Source organism: Deinococcus sp., from assembly GCF_030523985.1.
GTDB lineage: Bacteria > Deinococcota > Deinococci > Deinococcales > Deinococcaceae > Deinococcus.
Genome location: NZ_JAUNHK010000047.1, coordinates 1 through 14,720 on the forward strand (window position 1 = coordinate 1; position 14,720 = coordinate 14,720).

At 65.8% G+C, this 14,720-nt stretch carries 12 protein-coding genes; 7 read left to right on the forward strand and 5 right to left on the reverse strand.

Translation table 11 applies throughout. The features are described 5' to 3' along the window. Positions 1 to 94: 94 nt before the first annotated feature. Complete coding sequence (locus Q4C89_RS08455) at positions 95 to 2,068, reverse strand: acyltransferase family protein (RefSeq protein WP_303102166.1); 1,974 nt, start codon at positions 2,066 to 2,068, stop codon at positions 95 to 97. A 62-nt stretch (positions 2,069 to 2,130) separates the two neighbouring features. Between Q4C89_RS08455 and Q4C89_RS08460 the strand changes: the two genes are divergently transcribed. Next, the gene (locus Q4C89_RS08460) at positions 2,131 to 2,925 is read left to right on the forward strand and encodes an SGNH/GDSL hydrolase family protein (RefSeq protein ID WP_303102167.1); all 795 of its coding nucleotides are present in this window, start codon (positions 2,131 to 2,133) and stop codon (positions 2,923 to 2,925) included. Between the two features lie 67 nt (positions 2,926 to 2,992). On the opposite strand, the gene icd is transcribed toward Q4C89_RS08460, so the two are convergent. Continuing rightward, positions 2,993 to 4,243: an NADP-dependent isocitrate dehydrogenase gene (gene icd, locus Q4C89_RS08465; RefSeq protein ID WP_303102168.1), complete on the reverse strand. Its 1,251-nt coding sequence runs from the start codon at positions 4,241 to 4,243 to the stop codon at positions 2,993 to 2,995. A gap of 234 nt (positions 4,244 to 4,477) precedes the next feature. Between icd and Q4C89_RS08470 the strand changes: the two genes are divergently transcribed. Beyond that, entirely contained in the window at positions 4,478 to 4,723 is a 246-nt protein-coding gene (locus Q4C89_RS08470; RefSeq protein WP_303102169.1) for a hypothetical protein, read from the forward strand. A gap of 81 nt (positions 4,724 to 4,804) precedes the next feature. Here Q4C89_RS08470 and Q4C89_RS08475 read toward each other — a convergent pair whose 3' ends face one another. Next, positions 4,805 to 5,245 (reverse strand): OsmC family protein, encoded by a 441-nt coding sequence (locus Q4C89_RS08475; protein WP_303102170.1) that lies wholly within the window; start codon positions 5,243 to 5,245, stop codon positions 4,805 to 4,807. Between the two features lie 92 nt (positions 5,246 to 5,337). Here Q4C89_RS08475 and Q4C89_RS08480 point away from each other — a divergent pair, with 92 nt between their 5' ends. Beyond that, positions 5,338 to 6,174 carry an alpha/beta hydrolase gene (locus Q4C89_RS08480; protein WP_303102171.1) on the forward strand — a complete coding sequence of 279 codons (837 nt, stop codon included), beginning with the start codon at positions 5,338 to 5,340 and terminating at the stop codon, positions 6,172 to 6,174. Between the two features lie 28 nt (positions 6,175 to 6,202). On the opposite strand, the gene Q4C89_RS08485 is transcribed toward Q4C89_RS08480, so the two are convergent. Then, a complete protein-coding gene (locus Q4C89_RS08485) occupies positions 6,203 to 8,284 on the reverse strand; it encodes a S8 family serine peptidase (protein WP_303102172.1) in 2,082 nt (693 codons plus the stop codon). A gap of 92 nt (positions 8,285 to 8,376) precedes the next feature. Between Q4C89_RS08485 and Q4C89_RS08490 the strand changes: the two genes are divergently transcribed. The 4 genes from Q4C89_RS08490 to Q4C89_RS08505 all read left to right on the forward strand — a co-directional run bounded on the left by Q4C89_RS08490 (position 8,377) and on the right by Q4C89_RS08505 (position 13,624). Beyond that, positions 8,377 to 8,946 (forward strand): Uma2 family endonuclease, encoded by a 570-nt coding sequence (locus tag Q4C89_RS08490; protein ID WP_303102173.1) that lies wholly within the window; start codon positions 8,377 to 8,379, stop codon positions 8,944 to 8,946. 136 nt (positions 8,947 to 9,082) lie between these two features. Continuing rightward, complete coding sequence (locus Q4C89_RS08495) at positions 9,083 to 9,937, forward strand: YDG/SRA domain-containing protein (protein ID WP_303102174.1); 855 nt, start codon at positions 9,083 to 9,085, stop codon at positions 9,935 to 9,937. A 39-nt stretch (positions 9,938 to 9,976) separates the two neighbouring features. Then, a complete protein-coding gene (locus Q4C89_RS08500) occupies positions 9,977 to 13,108 on the forward strand; it encodes a DEAD/DEAH box helicase (RefSeq protein WP_303102175.1) in 3,132 nt (1,043 codons plus the stop codon). A gap of 153 nt (positions 13,109 to 13,261) precedes the next feature. Next, a complete protein-coding gene (locus Q4C89_RS08505; protein ID WP_303102176.1) occupies positions 13,262 to 13,624 on the forward strand; it encodes an endonuclease domain-containing protein in 363 nt (120 codons plus the stop codon). 11 nt (positions 13,625 to 13,635) lie between these two features. On the opposite strand, the gene Q4C89_RS08510 is transcribed toward Q4C89_RS08505, so the two are convergent. Further along, positions 13,636 to 14,720, reverse strand: a 1,085-nt coding sequence (locus Q4C89_RS08510) for an NAD(P)H-hydrate dehydratase (RefSeq protein ID WP_303102177.1), incomplete at its 5' end; no start/stop codon positions are given.

Sequence of the window (14,720 nt, forward strand, 5' to 3'; positions counted from 1 at the left end):
TTTGGCGTCCCATGCAGCATTATAAGCCTTCTCATGCCCTTGGTCATCCACTAGTGTTCAGCAAGGCGTTTAGACGTTTCCACGTTTGACATTTTTACTTCAGCGCCCCCAGCACCGCGCCCACCACGCCCCGCGCCCCGCTGAGGCTGAGGTGGTTGCTGTCCACATACAGCACCGCCTCACCCCGCACGCTGGCGCACGCCTGGGCAGTGCAACTCAGGGCGGCGGGTTCAATGAGGCGCACCTCCGGCCCCGTCAGTGCGGCGAAGGCGGCGTGAATGGCGGCGTTGCGCTTCTCGGTCACGCTGCGCGGTACGGTCAGCGGCGCGGGGTCGTGCAGCAGCGCCTTTTTGCGGAGGGACTGCGGAATGTCCCAGCCCATTTCCGGCACCGAGTCCACGATGACGACCCGTTTACCCGTCGCCGCCAGCAAGCGCACGGCTTCGGCGTAGCCCGCCACCACCTGCGCCCCACTCAGGCCCGCGTTCAGGAAAGGCACAGGCTGGTCGGAGACTTCCACGCCGCCGCGCCCATTGTCGAAGCGTCCTCCCGCGTACAGGGGCCAGCGCGAGGACACGACCACCGTGCGGGCGGGACTCTGGCGGACATACTCCAGCGCCTGACGGTTGAAAGTCAGACAGTCCTGCTCGCGCCCAGCGTCGGCGGGCACGTTCACGGCGATGACGGGGCAGCCCATCCGAATCAGACTCCTGACACTTTGCCCGCGTGCGCCGAGCGCCTCGCCCAGCCCGTGCGCCAATGTCGCCGCGTGCGAGTCGCCCAGCAGCACCACGCTTTCGGGCACGTCGGCCCCGTAGCGACACAGTTCGGCAAGCGGGCGCGGCTCCTCAAAACTGGATTTGCATTCGCCCAGACGCGGGTCTTTGTCCTGTTGCGCGGCAGTGTAGCGGGCGACTTGGGGGGGGAGGCGCTGCGGCAAGCCCGCAGGCAGCCCCGCGAATCCGACCCACGCCAGCCCCGCCGCCAGCGGCACCCCCAGCGCCAGCCCCCGCCGCAGCGGGACAGTCTGCCGAAAAGGATTTTCTACCCAGCGCACCGACAGCCACGCCAGCCCCAGCACCAGCGCTGTCAGCCACAGGTAATCGGCGGGCCGCACCTGGTTCACCTGTACCAGTCGGTAAAACACGAAAACGGGCTGATGCAGCAGGTAAATGCTGTAACTCAGCAGCCCGACCCAGCGCAGCGGCGCGAGCGAGAGCAGCCCGCCCGCCAACCGACTTTGGGGCGCACAGGTCAGCAAGAGGGCCGTTCCCGCCAGCGCCGCCAGCGTGTAGAGGTCGGGGTAGGAACGGTGGCCCCAGAGCGAGATTCCCACGCCCAGCAGCGCCAGCCCCCCCAGCACCTCGGCTCCCGCCCCGCGCCTTAGCTTGCCCGCCCAGCCCGCCACCAGCGGCGAGGCCAGCAGCACGCCCAGCAGCAGTTCGCCCGCCCGCGCAGGCATCAAGTAAAAGACCTGACGCGGAAAGTCCTGCGCCCAGTGCGCCGCGCCCCAGCCGCTCAGCAGCGCCAGCCCCAGCACGGCCAGCCACACCCGGCGGCCCGTCCAGCGCCACAGCCCGGCAAACAGTAGCGGGAAAAACAGGTAAAACTGCTCCTCCACCGCCAGACTCCAGGTGTGCAGCAGTGGCTGCAACTCGGCTCCCGGCGAGAAATACCCCACCTCGTTCATCAGGCTGAAGTTCTGGAGCATCACCAGATTGGCGAGCAGGTGGCGCGAGTAGTTGGCGAACTGTTCGGGCAGCAGCAAAAACCACGCCGCCAGCGTGCTGAGGCCCAGCGTCAGCAGCAGCGCAGGCACAATGCGCCGCACCCGCCGCCCGTAAAACGCCCCCAGCGAAAAGGTGCCGCTCGCCAGTTGTCCGCTGAGGTGCTTGCCGATCAGAAATCCGCTGATGACAAAGAAAATGTCCACCCCGACATGCCCGCCGCCAAACCCCGCCCAGTGCGCGTGATAAAAGACGACGCCCAGCACGGCCACGGCCCGCAGACCGTCAATGTGGGCCAGCCACGCCGCCGCGCCACCTCCTGCCCGTTCCCGCACACTCACGGGCCGCAGCTTATCCCGCTTCACCCCATTCGCACTTCACATTCTGCCCGCATCATGGGCCAATGCGTTCGCTGCTGCGCCTGCTTTTCGGTCTGACCATGTTCGGCTCCGTCTCTTTGTCTGCTGCTGGTGGCGCGTCGCCCACCCCCACCTTCATTGCCCTCGGTGACAGCATCACCTCCGACATCAGTGCGCCGGGGCAGATGTGGCCTAACCATCTGGCGCGGCTGCGGGGCTGGACGCTGGTGAGCAACGCCGCCGTGTCGGGCGCGACCCTCAGCCGTGGCGCGGGCGGGCAGTTTCCGCTGGTGGACAGCTTCCGCAGCAGCCTGCCCAGGGGATTCGGCGGGCACGTCATCCTGCTGGCGGGCACCAACGACTACAAATTGGAAAAGGTACTGGGCCGTGCCGGGGAAACCGACCCGAACACCGTCTACGGGGCGCTGCTGACCATCGGGCGCGGCATTCTCAGCGGTACGCGGGCCACCCTTCACCTCTGTACCCCGCTGTGGCGCGGTGACGCAGGCCAGACCGAGGGCACCCGGCGCGGCTCGCCCGCCTACACCCTTCAGGACGTGCGGCAGGCCGTTCGCTACACCGCCAAGCGGCTCGCCAGCGAATTTCCGGGCCGCGTGCAACTGCTCGACAGCGGCGCAGACCTCTGGTACACCATGCAGACCCCCGGCCTGATGGCGCCGGACCGCCTGCATCCCACCCTGGCCGGACAAATGGCTCTTGCCGAGTATCTGGCGGGCCACTTGTGGGAGGGGCGGGGGCCGCGCCCGACCACCGCTCCGACTTCTGGCGCGGGCGGTGTGGTGCCCCGTACCCCCTCACCGACCAAGCCGCAGCCCTGAGCTGTCCAAAGAGAAAAGGAGCGGAGGCACGTCGGCCCCTGCTCCTCTTTTACCCTTGCCCTGAGACTCAGGCTTGCTTGATGTGCTCGATAATCTTGTCAGCGAACTCGCTGGTCTTGACCTCGGTCGCGCCTTCCATGCCACGCGCGAAGTCGTAGGTCACGGTCTTGTCCTGGATGGTGGCGTCCAGACCCCCAAGAATCAGGTCAGCGGCCTCGGTCCAGCCCATGTAGCGCAGCATCATTTCGCCGCTCAGGATGACGGAAGAGGGGTTGATGACGTCCTTGCCCGCGTACTTGGGCGCAGTGCCGTGGGTCGCCTCGAAGATGGCGTGCCCGGTCACGTAGTTGATGTTCGCGCCGGGGGCGATGCCGATGCCGCCGACCTGCGCGGCGAGGGCGTCGGAGATGTAGTCGCCGTTGAGGTTCAGCGTGGCGATCACGTCGTACTCGGTGGGACGCAGCAGAATCTGCTGGAGGAAGTTGTCGGCAATCACGTCCTTGATGACGATGCCGCCAGGGAGCTGGCACCAGGGGCCGCCGTCGATCTCGACCGCGCCGAATTCACGCTTGGCGAGTTCGTAGCCCCAGTCGCGGAAGCCGCCTTCGGTGAACTTCATGATGTTGCCCTTGTGGACCAGCGCCACGCTCTTGCGCCCGTTGTCGATGGCGTACTGGATGGCGGCGCGGACCAGGCGCTCGGTGCCTTCCTTGGAGACGGGCTTGACGCCGAAAGAGCTGGAGTCAGGGAAACGAATCTTGGTGACCTTCATCTCGCGGGTCAGGAAGCCGCGCACCTTCTCGGCCTCGTCGGTTCCGGCCTTCCACTCGATCCCGGCGTAGATGTCCTCGGTGTTCTCGCGGAAGATGACCATGTTCACGTCCTGGGGACGCTTGACGGGGCTGGGCACGCCGTTGAAGTACTGCACGGGGCGCACGCAGGCGTACAGGTCGAGCTCCTGACGCATCGCCACGTTGATGGAGCGGATGCCGGTGCCGACGGGGGTGGTCAGCGGCCCCTTGATGCCGAACAGGTACTCGCGGAAGGCGACCAGGGTGCTTTCGGGGAGCCACTGGTTCTCGCCGTACACTTCCAGCGCCTTTTCACCGGCGTAGACTTCCATCCACTCCAGCTTGCGCTCGCTGCCGTAGGCCTTTTCTACCGCCGCGTCGAACACGCGCACGCTGGCGCGCCAGATGTCGGGGCCGGTGCCGTCGCCTTCGACGAAGGGAATGATGGGGTGGTTGGGAACGGTCAGTTTGCCGTTCTGCATCGTGATTTTCTCGCCCTGTGCGGGCACCTTGATGTGCTTATCCATTACCTGAACACTTTACCCCACCATTCGGCGTTGTCGCCCTCTTTAGGCCCATTGCCTAAAAGTTTGAACCCGGTTCAGCTTGCCGAGAGCCAGTTTTGTCGGCCTTTGCAACTTCGAGGCGGCGGCTTAAAGACCGTTGGCCTGACTTTCATCCGGTTCAGGTGAGGCAGGCCGATGCTGCCGCTACCCGACAGAGAGAATCGATTGGGAAAATCAGCTTCAGGAGGTAGAGCGATGAGTGACAAGAGTGCGCTGGAAAATTTGGTGGACGCCGCCGGAGCCAAGCTGAACGAGGCCGCCGACCGCGCCCGCGCCGCCGGACATGAGGTCGCGGCCCATCTGTCCGACAACCCCCTCGACACCGCTGCCGAGAAGGTCAAGGCGGGCGTAGACCGCGTCAAGGCTGAAGGCCACAACGCTCAGGCCCACGCCGAGTTCGACGAGGGCAAACGCGAAGCCACCGACGGCGACGGCCACTGAGCTTTCCTTTCGTCCGCAAAATTCCCATAAGAATGGCCCCCAGTGACGGGGGCTCTTTCTATGGGCTTTGGTCGGCCCGGTTCAGCTTTCCAGGATGGCTTCGTGGGTGATTTCCACGTTGCCCTGCATGACGCGGCTCAGGGGGCACTTCTCGGCGGCGTCCTTGACGTGGGCCTCGAAATCGGCCTGGTCGGAGCCGGTAATTTTGCCGCGCACGACGAGGTGCATGCGGCTGACCTTGAAGCCCGCGCCGTCCTTGACCATTTCACAGGTGGCGTCGGTGTCGAGCGCTTGAATCTCGTGGCCGTGTCCGGAGATCAGCGCTGAAAGCTGCATGGTGAAGCAGCCTGCGTGGGCGCTGGCGAGCAGCTCCTCGGGGTTGGTGCCCTGACCGTTTTCAAAACGGGTGCCGAAGGAATACTGCGCCCCGCTCAGCACCCCGCTCTCGGTGCTGACGGTGCCTTTGCCGGACTTGAGGTCGCCTTCCCAGTGGGCCGAAGCCCCGCGTGCAATATCTGCCATGCCCCCACTCTGCCCCACCGGGCCGGGGGCGTGCCTTGACAGGGCCTTTAGGGAAAGCGCTGACCAGTGAGAAAATGGGCCTAGACTCGGCTATGCAAGAACAACCCTGGAAGATTCCCGGTCTGCCGCTGCGGGGCTATGTCTGGTCGGCGCAGCGTCCCCGCGCCGCTGTGCTGCTCACGCACGGACTGGGCGAGTATGCCCGGCGCTATGTGGAGCGGTACCACCGCCTGATTCCCGAACTGGTGGGCGCGGGCTACACCGTCTACGCCTATGACCAGCGCGGACACGGCGACTCGCCCGGTACTCGGGGGCAGATAGACGCCTTCGCCCTGCTGGACGACCACTTCAAGGTGCGCGAAGCCCTGCGCGGGCAGTCCCTTCCCGTCTATGCCTACGGCCATAGTCTGGGTGGACTGATTACGGCAGCGGGTGCGGCGCGTGACCCGCGTGGCCTGAGTGGGGTCATCCTGAGCAGTCCGGGCCTGCTGGTCGGTGAGGGGCAGCCCGCCCTGCTCAAGCGGCTCAGCGGCGTGCTGGCGTGGGTCGCCCCAGGGCTGGGCGTGACCGACCTCGGTACGGCGGGGCTGTCTCGCCTGACCGACGAGGTGGACGCCTACACCGCCGACGAGCAGGTGTATCAGGGCAAGGTGACGGCCCAGACCGCTGCCACCATGCTGCGGCTGAGTGCCGAACTGTGGGCCGACTACCCGCGTTGGCGCCTGCCCGTGCTGCTGGTGCATGGCGACCAGGACACCCTGACCGACGTGCGCGGCTCACAGCGGTTTTTCGAGATGCTTCCCGTGGACGACAAGACGCTGGAAATAGTCGAGGGCGGCTACCACGAACTCCTCAACGACGAGCCGCGTGAAGAGGTGCGCCAGCTCATTCTCGACTGGTTGCAAGAACGCACCCGCCCCGAGAGCTGAAAGGGCGGGCGTCTAGGAGAAAAAGGGGTCAGCGATTTGGAACGCTCAGCACGCCCACGTCGGCCTGCGGCTGCTCAGGCGAGAGCGTGGCGCTGCGCTCGGTGCCGCCTTCGTGAACCTCGCCGTAGATGCCGTTGCCGTCGAGGTCACTCCCCCCGACAGCGCGGTAGGTGCCTTCGCCCACGTAGGCATTGAAACGACCCAGCGCGTCCAGCGGCGGCTGGTAGCTGTGACCCCTTTCGTCTTGCAGGCGCAGGCCGAAGGTATTGCTGACCGCCGGGGCATTCAGGGCGGCGGCAGCGTTCACCATCCCGAAGCCGAAGAGGGGATCACGGCCCGTCTGCCCCAGGTCGGTGCTGGTGTCGATCAGGCGCTTGAGGGTGTCTTCGGGCCCCTTGGTCACGCCCTTGCTGAGCAGCAGCGCCGCCAGCGCCGAGACTTGCGGGGCGGCCTGCGAGGTTCCGGCCATGGTGGTGTAGTTGGGCTGGTTTTTCACGTAGTCCCAGCCGGTGGAGACGATGTCGTCGGGAAAGCGTTCGCCGCCCAGTTTACCGCCCGTAAAGTAGGTGGGCGCGAGGTAGGAGCTGCCGCCCGGTGCGCTGAGCTGCACGGCGCTGTAGGCGTTGCTGTAGGTCGCGTGCATGGGCGCACTGCCGCCCGAGAGCGTCACGCTGGCGACAGCGACAGCGGCGGGGCAGGCCGCCGGGTAATAGGGGGTGGTGCTGCTCGCGTTTCCGGCGGCCACGAAGGTCAGCACGCCGCGCTCTCTGGCCTCGGCGATGGCGTCGCACATGGGCTGCGCTTCTTCGGGGGGCATTGGGCCGCCCAGACTGAGGTTGAGTACCTGGGCGGGCCGGGGGTTCGTGAAGATCTTGCCGTTGAGGTTGACCGTCTGACCAGCCGCGTAGCGCACGGCGGCGATAACGTCGCTGGCCTCGGTATTGCCGCTCGCGTCCAGCAGGCGGATGGGCAGCACCTTGACCGGAGCCTTGTAGGTGGCGCCCACCACTCCGGTGGGGCTGCACCCAGCGCAGGTAGCCGTGTTCTGGCCCCAGCGTGCGGCAATGATGCCGGTCACGTGGGTGCCGTGACTCTCGCGGGTGCGCCCAGGGGTCTTGGGGTCGGTGGGGTCGTTGTCGGCTCCGTCGCCGTCGCCGTTGCTGCCGACGGTCAGCACGTCCAGCGCCCCCTCCTGTGGGGTCAGGAGTTGCCCGGCGAGGTCGGGATGGTCGTAGCGCACGCCCGAATCGGCCACCGCCACCACGACGGGCCGGGTATAGCCGCCCTGTTCCATGTCGCGCCACACCGCGCCGTATCCCAGCAGTTTGTAGGCCCATTGCAGCGGGGCGTACTGGTCAGTGGGCACCACCGGGGGCACCGGGGTCGCCAGTTCGTGCATCACAGCGTTGGGCACAGCCGAGGCCACGCTGGGGTCTTTGGCGAGAGCGGCCTGCACCTGCCCCGCCTGCTCCGCCGACAGCCCGCGCAGGACCACGCTCTGCTCGGTGAGGGGCTGGCGGTCGGCCTCGGGCACGTCCAGGCGGGTCAGCAGGTCACGGGCGGCCTGGGCCTGGGGAGCCGTCACCGCGCTGCCGCTGAGTTTGCCCTGGCCCAGCACCGCGTCACGCACCGCCGGGTCGTGGTAGGTGACGATCAGGCTGCGCGTCTCGTTGCTGCTCTGCTGACCGGGCAGAACACTCTGCGCCGCAAGGTCGCTGCCCTGCACACTGGCCTGCTCGGCCACCTGACCACTCAGCCGGTACTGGTTGGCCTGAAGCGCCCACAGTGCCGTACTCTGCTCGGTCCCGTCGGCGCTCGTGCCGTTCACTTCGATCTGGCCCAGGAGCTGTGCCCGGTCTGCGGCCAGCGGGGTCGCCGCGTGGCGGTCAATCGTGACCGTAAAGGTGATGGTTCCCGTGCCCGAAACGTTCGACACCTTGGCCCAGTCGGGATGTGAGACGACGAACCATTCCCCGTCGAAGGGCTGGTTGACCTCCATCTGAATGGCGTTTCCGGCGTCTATGGTGCGCTCTGGCACGACGAGGGGCACGGGCTGCTGGGGGCATGCAGTCAGAAGCAGGGCGAGCGAGGCGAGAGCCAGACGTTTCATGTCCGCAGAATGCCGCACGGGGACTGACGGCGAATGAGGATGCGCCACGAAACTTCGGTGGGCGGGACATGACCAGCACGCTAAACTGGGCCATGACTTCTGCTCTGCGCAAACTGACTGAGGCCGAGTATCTGGAGAGTGAGGAAACCAGCCCCGTCAAGCGGGAGTATGTGGACGGGTTCGTGTATCCGCTCCACGCCCAGGCAGGCGAGACGGGCAAGCATGGCAAGATAGCCGCCGCCCTGTTTGCCCAGCTTTACCTTGCTGCCCGTCAAAAGGGCTGCTGGGCCTTTTCCAGTGACCTGCGGGTGCGGGTGTCTGGTGGCCCTAAATACTATTACCCCGATGTGCTGGTCACCTGCGAGGACATCTCCGACGAGGCCCGTTATGCTGAAGCGCCCTGCCTGATTGTGGAAGTCCTGAGTGAAACTACGCGGGCCACTGACCTGGGCGACAAGATTCGCGCCTATCAGAGTTTGCCCAGCCTGCAAGGCTATCTGCTGGTGGATACCGACGTGCGGGCCGTGCGGCTGTTTACCCGTGAGGGCGAAGGCTGGCGTGAGGGCTACTGGGAGGGCGAAGGCGTGGTGGAGTTGCCGTGTGTAAACGTAGCGGTGACGCTGGCAGAGATTTATGCGGGGACGCGGGTTGAGTCCTTCTGAGGGGTGTTCTTGGTCGTGGCTCCTCTCGCGCAAGGACTCCGGGCTGCCCTGCAAGCCTTGTTCTGCCCGTTGTTTAGCCCGCACCCGCATCGGTTGAGGCCAGACAAGTGGAATCGGGACATGTCAAAATCGCGTTATGGCACGGCATTTCGGCGCGATTCCCGGAGTTATGGAGGGGGCGAGCTTCGTCAATCGCCAGGAACTCCGCGAGTCTGGCGTGCACCTGCCCACCCAGGCGGGCATCAGCGGCTCGGCGTTGGAAGGGGCCGACTCTATCGTGCTGTCGGGCGGTTACGAGGACGACCACGACGAAGGCGCAGTTATCGTCTACACCGGCGAGGGCGGGCGCGACCCGGTCACGGGCCGTCAGGTCAAACATCAGCAGCTCGTGCGCGGCAATCTGGCTCTGGCAGTCAGCCACCGCGACGGACTGCCCGTGCGCGTCACGCGGGGGAGTCGCCACCTTTCGGCCTTTTCGCCGCCCTCCGGGTACGAATATGCCGGGCTGTACCGGGTGGAGGACCACTGGCGTGAGGTCGGCAAATCGGGCTTTTTCATCTGGCGGTTTCGACTGACCAAATGGGAGCACGCTTGGCCTGCCCACTCGCTGCAGGAGGCCACCCAGCAACCCGCACGAAGGCTGGTGCTGGTTCAAAGGATCGTGCGGGATACGGCAGCGGCGCGTGCTCTCAAGGCCATGTACGACCACCGCTGTCAGGTCTGTGGCGAGCGGCTGGACACGGCGGCGGGGCCCTACGCGGAAGCGGCGCACATCCGCCCGCTCGGAGCGCCGCATCATGGCCCGGACACCGCCGACAATCTGCTGTGCCTTTGCCCGAATCATCATGTTCTTTTCGATTTCGGGGCCTTCGGCATTGGGGAAGACCTGCAACTTCTCGGTCTTCCCGGCCACTTGCATGTTCACCCGCAGCACCAGTTGGATCCGGCACATCTGGAGTATCACCGCACCAGCTATCTGCACTGGAAGTAAGCAACCATGCCTATTCCCCCACAGGCGTAAAATCCCCCAGTGACCGTCGCGCCCTCCACCCCCAACCTCACCAAATTGCTTGACCCCGCGCCCTACGGCAACCTGCTCCTGCTTCCGCAAATCGCCCGCGCCGCGCTGTTTGCCGCTTACCCTGGCCCCGCCGTCTTGCTGACCACCCCCGACCGCCTGCCCAGCTACGCCACGGCGGGGGCCTTGGGCGTGCCGGTCAGCGTGAATCCTGGCCTGCGCGACTGGGAAACGCGGGCCGAGCATGTGGTGCTGGACGTGAACACGGCGCTGGATTTGTTCCCCCGCCACCCCGAAGACCACGCGCTGAGCCTGAAAGTGGGGGCCAGTTACCCGCGTGAGGCGCTGCTGGAACGGCTGGAAAAATTCGGCTACGAGCGCGGCGAGGAGCCGGGCTTCGAAATCAAGGGCGACACGCTGGAATTGCGGCTGGCCCCTGGCGTGGGATTGCCTGCCGAGGCCGAAGAAGGGCTGTGGATTCGCGCCGAGTTCTTTGGCGACGAACTGGACACCCTGCGCCAGTTGCCCGTCGGCGGCGTGGGGGGCGAGAAAATCCAGAGTTTTACGCTGGAACCCACGGGCGATTACCTTACCGAAACGAAGTGGGATGCCACGCGGCTGGAGCTGCTGCCGGGGCACGTTTTTCTGGACTCGCCCGAGTTCTACGCTTCTGCGCTGGGCGTGCTGACCGATACGCTGTGGCCCAAGCTGGCAGAGCGGCAGGTCACCAGTTTCGGGCGTTCACCGCTGGAATTGCCCGACCTGCACACCGGGCTGGAAACGCTGAGTTTTTACCGCGCCCGCCTGAGCGACTTGGAACGCGACATCCACGAGTGGCGCGAGGCGGGCTACCGCGTCTTTATCTTAGTGCGCCATGACCGCACGGCGGCGTATCTGGCCGACAAGTTGCTGGGCACGTCCGACATTCCCTGGCTGAGCGTCCCCCGTCTGAAGGGCGGCGAACTGGGCTTCCTGCGCTCGGCGGGCGAGGGCGGCTTTGTGATTCCCGAACACAAGACCGTCGTCATCACCGAAGACCTGATTTACGGTTTTCAGGGCGGCAGTGCGCTGCGCGGCAAGAAGATGGCGGGCCGACCCGTTACCGACGCGCTGGGGCTGCATGTGGGCGACTTTCTTATTCACCCCGAACACGGCATCGGGCAGTTTCTGGGCCTGGAAACCCGCAAGGTGCTGGGTGTTACCCGCGATTACCTGAACATCGAGTACCGGGGCGGGTCGCGCTTGAGTGTGCCCATCGAGCAACTGCCCGTCCTGCGCCGTCACCCCGGCACCACCGACGACCCGCCGCAGCTCTCCAGCTTCGACAAGAAGGACTGGAGCAAGGCCAAGGAAAAGGCCCGCAAGAACGCCGAAGCCGTCGCCGCCAAGCTGCTGGTACAGTACGCCGCCCGTCAGGTCACGCCTGGAAATGTATTTGGCCCGCAGCCCGAGTGGGACGAGCAGATTGAAAAGAACTTCGCCTTTGAACTGACCAAAGACCAAGTCACCGCGCTCAAAGAAACCATGCGCGACCTGGAAAAACCCAACCCCGCCGACCGCCTGATTTCGGGCGACGTAGGCTTTGGCAAAACCGAGGTCGCGCTGCGGGCCGCCCACCGCGTCGTGGGGCACGGCAAACAGGTGGCGATTCTGGTGCCGACCACGCTGCTGGCCGAGCAGCACACCTCCACCTTCGTGGAGCGCATGAAGGGGCTGCCCGTGCGGGTGGAAGGTCTCTCGCGCTTTACCACCCCTGCCCAGTCACGGCAGATTCTGGCTGACCTCAAGGCGGGCAAGGTGGACATCCTGATCGGCACGCACCGCCTGCTGTCGGGCGACATCGAATTCAAAGACCTCGGGCTGATTATCGTGGACGAAGAACACCGCTTCGGCGTGGGCCAGAAGGAAAAACTGCGCCAGCTGCGCGGCCTGCCCGAACTGGTGGACGGCAAACTGACCATGCAGGGCGACGAAAAAGCGGTGGACACGCTGGCGCTGTCTGCCACGCCGATTCCGCGCACGCTGTACATGAGCATGGTGGGCCTGCGCGACATGAGCAGCATCCAGACGCCGCCGAAGGGCCGTAAACCCATTCAGACCATCCTCGCGCCGTTCGACCCGATGACGGTGCGCGACGCGATTGTGTCGGAAATCGAGCGCGGCGGCAAAGTCTTTTACATCCATGACCGCGTGGCGAGCATCGGCGCACGTAGCCTGTACCTGCGAAACCTCGTCCCCGAGGCCCGCATTGGCGTGGCGCACGGGCGTATGAACGAGGAAGAACTGGAAGAAATCATGCTGGGCTTTGAGCAGGGCGCGTTCGACGTGCTGCTGGCGACCACGATTGTAGAAACGGGTCTGGACATTCCCGAAGCCAACACCATCCTGATTGAGCGCTCTGACCGTCTGGGCCTCGCGCAGCTCTACCAGCTTCGGGGCCGTGTGGGGCGGCGGGCGCAAACCGCTTACGCCTACCTGTTCTACCCCCCGCGCATGACCGAAAACGCGCAGCGGCGGCTGTGGGCCATCGCCGATTTGCAGGATTTGGGGTCGGGCCACCTGCTCGCCGAAAAAGACATGGAAATTCGCGGCGTGGGCAACATTCTGGGCGAGGAGCAGCACGGGCATGTGCAGGCGGTCAGCATTGACGTGTACACCGAACTGCTGGCGGAAGCCGTCGCCAAGCTCAAGGGCGAGAAGCTGGAAGCGCCCGTGAATGTGTCTATTGACCTGCCCGTAAACGCCCGTCTGTCGCCCGAGTTCTTCGACAACGATGAGGAAGCCCGCATTGCCACCTACGGTAGGCTCTCGGAAGCCCGCACCCTGCAAGCGGTCAGCCGCGTAGAGCGTGACCTGCGCAAGAAATACGGCCCGCCCACGCCCGAAGTGCAGAACTTTATTGACCTCGCGAAGCTGCGGCTGACCGCTGTGGCGCGGCGCGTACTGAGCATTGGCGAGACGATGACACACCTGCAAGTCACGTTCGCCTACAAGTCGCTGGACTACGACGCGCCGGGCCTGAAACGCTTCCCGCACAAGACCGAAGTGCAAACCTTCCCGCCCTCCGTGAAGCTGGAGAAGCGGGGCGTGAAGGTGGACGACTATGCGCGGACGCTGATTGATTTACTGGGGTACTTTGGGTGAAGGATTGAGCTGGGGCAGGGAACCCCTCCGCCCCTACGGGGCACCTCCCCTGAAAAGGGAGGCTTTGGGGCATCGTAGTTCACGTTGTTCACGCTGTTTGGCTCCCTTTGAGGGGAGCTGTCAGCGAAGCTGACTGAGGGGTAGTCTCTCGCCATGCGCGACCTCTACACCAAATCCCTGGCCCCTCGCGCCCGCGAACTTCGCAACACCCAGACCCCCGCCGAGCGCAAACTGTGGTTTGAATTTCTGCGCGGCTACCGGGTCAAATTTCGGCGGCAGGTGCCATTGGGGGGCTACATCTTGGATTTCTACTCGCCTTCGCTGAAGCTGTGCCTAGAGCTGGACGGGCGCACCCACGACGGCGAAGCGGCGCAGGCTTACGATGCCGAGCGCACGCGTACGCTGGCGGCGTCTGGTATCACGACCATGCGCTTCAGCAATGCCGGGGTGGTGGGTGATTTTGCAGCAGTGTGCGAGGCGATTGAGCGGGCTTGCAAAAAGGGCACGCCACACTGACAGAGCGCTGTTTATCCTCCTGCCAACTCCAGCCACGCCGCGCCCAGTTCGGCGCTCACGTCCATTGCCGTCAGCCCATACCCGTGTTTCGCTCCCGCCCGTTCCCCGGCGCGGGCGTGCAGCGTGACCCCGGCCAGGGCCGCGTCGGGCGCACTCAGCCTTTGCCCCAGCAGCGCCGCCAGCAGGCCTGAAAGCGTGTCGCCCATGCCCGCGCTCGCCATGCCGGGATGCCCGCCCCCGCTGACCCAAACACCACCCGCGTGCGCGATGGTCGAGGGGCCACCCTTCAGCACCATCACGCCGCCGAACCGCTCCTGTAATGCCCGCGCCGCTGCGATGGGGTCATGGGTCACGTCGGGGGTAGGAACGCCCAGCAGCCGCCCCGCCTCACCGGGGTGCGGTGTCCAGATGCAGGCGTCATGGCCCGCGCCCGCCAGTTCGGGTTGCAGGGCGTCGGCGTCCAGCACGGTGGGGAGCTTCCAGCCCAGCGCCTGCCGCGCCAGTGCGGGCGCGTCCGGCCCCAGGCCCATGCCCACACACAGGGCGTCGGGGCGCTCTTTTGTCTGCTGCAAAAAGCCGCCCAGGTCGTCATGTCGCCGCACCATCAGTTCGGGCATGACCAGCGGAACCTCTGCCGCCGAATGAACCGTGACCAGTCCCGCCCCAGCGCGAAGGGCCGCCACGCCTGCCAGAGCCGCTGCCCCCACCGTGCCGGGATGCCCGCCGACCACCCAGACCCGCCCAGCGGTGCCCTTGTGGGCGTCGGCGTATCGCACGGGCAGCAGCGACGCGACTTCAGCGGGGGTGGGCCGGGTCGCCAGCGCGTGCCGGGTGGCCCAGCCGGGGGGCAGGCGCAGGTCGGCCAGCGTGACTTCCCCGGCGTGGTGGGCGGCAGGCCCGAACAGCAGCGCGGGTTTCAGGCCCGACAGCGTAACCGTCCAGGCGGCGCGGAGAGGTTCACCCGTCACTTCGCTGCTCAGGGCGTCCAGGCCTGTCGGAAGGTCAATGGCGAGCGCGGGAATGTTGGCGGCGTTCACCTGTGCCACCAGTTCTGCCAGCGCCGGACGCAGCGGCGGCGTCAAACCCGTGCCCAGCA

Excerpts from the sequence above, each read along its gene's own strand:
- Q4C89_RS08490 (WP_303102173.1), top strand. The coding sequence starts at position 8,377 with ATGACTTCTGCTCTGCGCAAACTGACTGAGGCCGAGTATCTGGAGAGT.
- Q4C89_RS08495 (WP_303102174.1), top strand. The coding sequence starts at position 9,083 with ATGGCACGGCATTTCGGCGCGATTCCCGGAGTTATGGAGGGGGCGAGC.
- Q4C89_RS08460 (WP_303102167.1), top strand. The coding sequence starts at position 2,131 with ATGCGTTCGCTGCTGCGCCTGCTTTTCGGTCTGACCATGTTCGGCTCC.
- Q4C89_RS08505 (WP_303102176.1), top strand. The coding sequence starts at position 13,262 with ATGCGCGACCTCTACACCAAATCCCTGGCCCCTCGCGCCCGCGAACTT.
- Q4C89_RS08485 (WP_303102172.1), bottom strand. The coding sequence starts at position 8,284 with ATGAAACGTCTGGCTCTCGCCTCGCTCGCCCTGCTTCTGACTGCATGC.
- icd (WP_303102168.1), bottom strand. The coding sequence starts at position 4,243 with ATGGATAAGCACATCAAGGTGCCCGCACAGGGCGAGAAAATCACGATG.
- Q4C89_RS08470 (WP_303102169.1), top strand. The coding sequence starts at position 4,478 with ATGAGTGACAAGAGTGCGCTGGAAAATTTGGTGGACGCCGCCGGAGCC.
- Q4C89_RS08480 (WP_303102171.1), top strand. The coding sequence starts at position 5,338 with ATGCAAGAACAACCCTGGAAGATTCCCGGTCTGCCGCTGCGGGGCTAT.
- Q4C89_RS08475 (WP_303102170.1), bottom strand. The coding sequence starts at position 5,245 with ATGGCAGATATTGCACGCGGGGCTTCGGCCCACTGGGAAGGCGACCTC.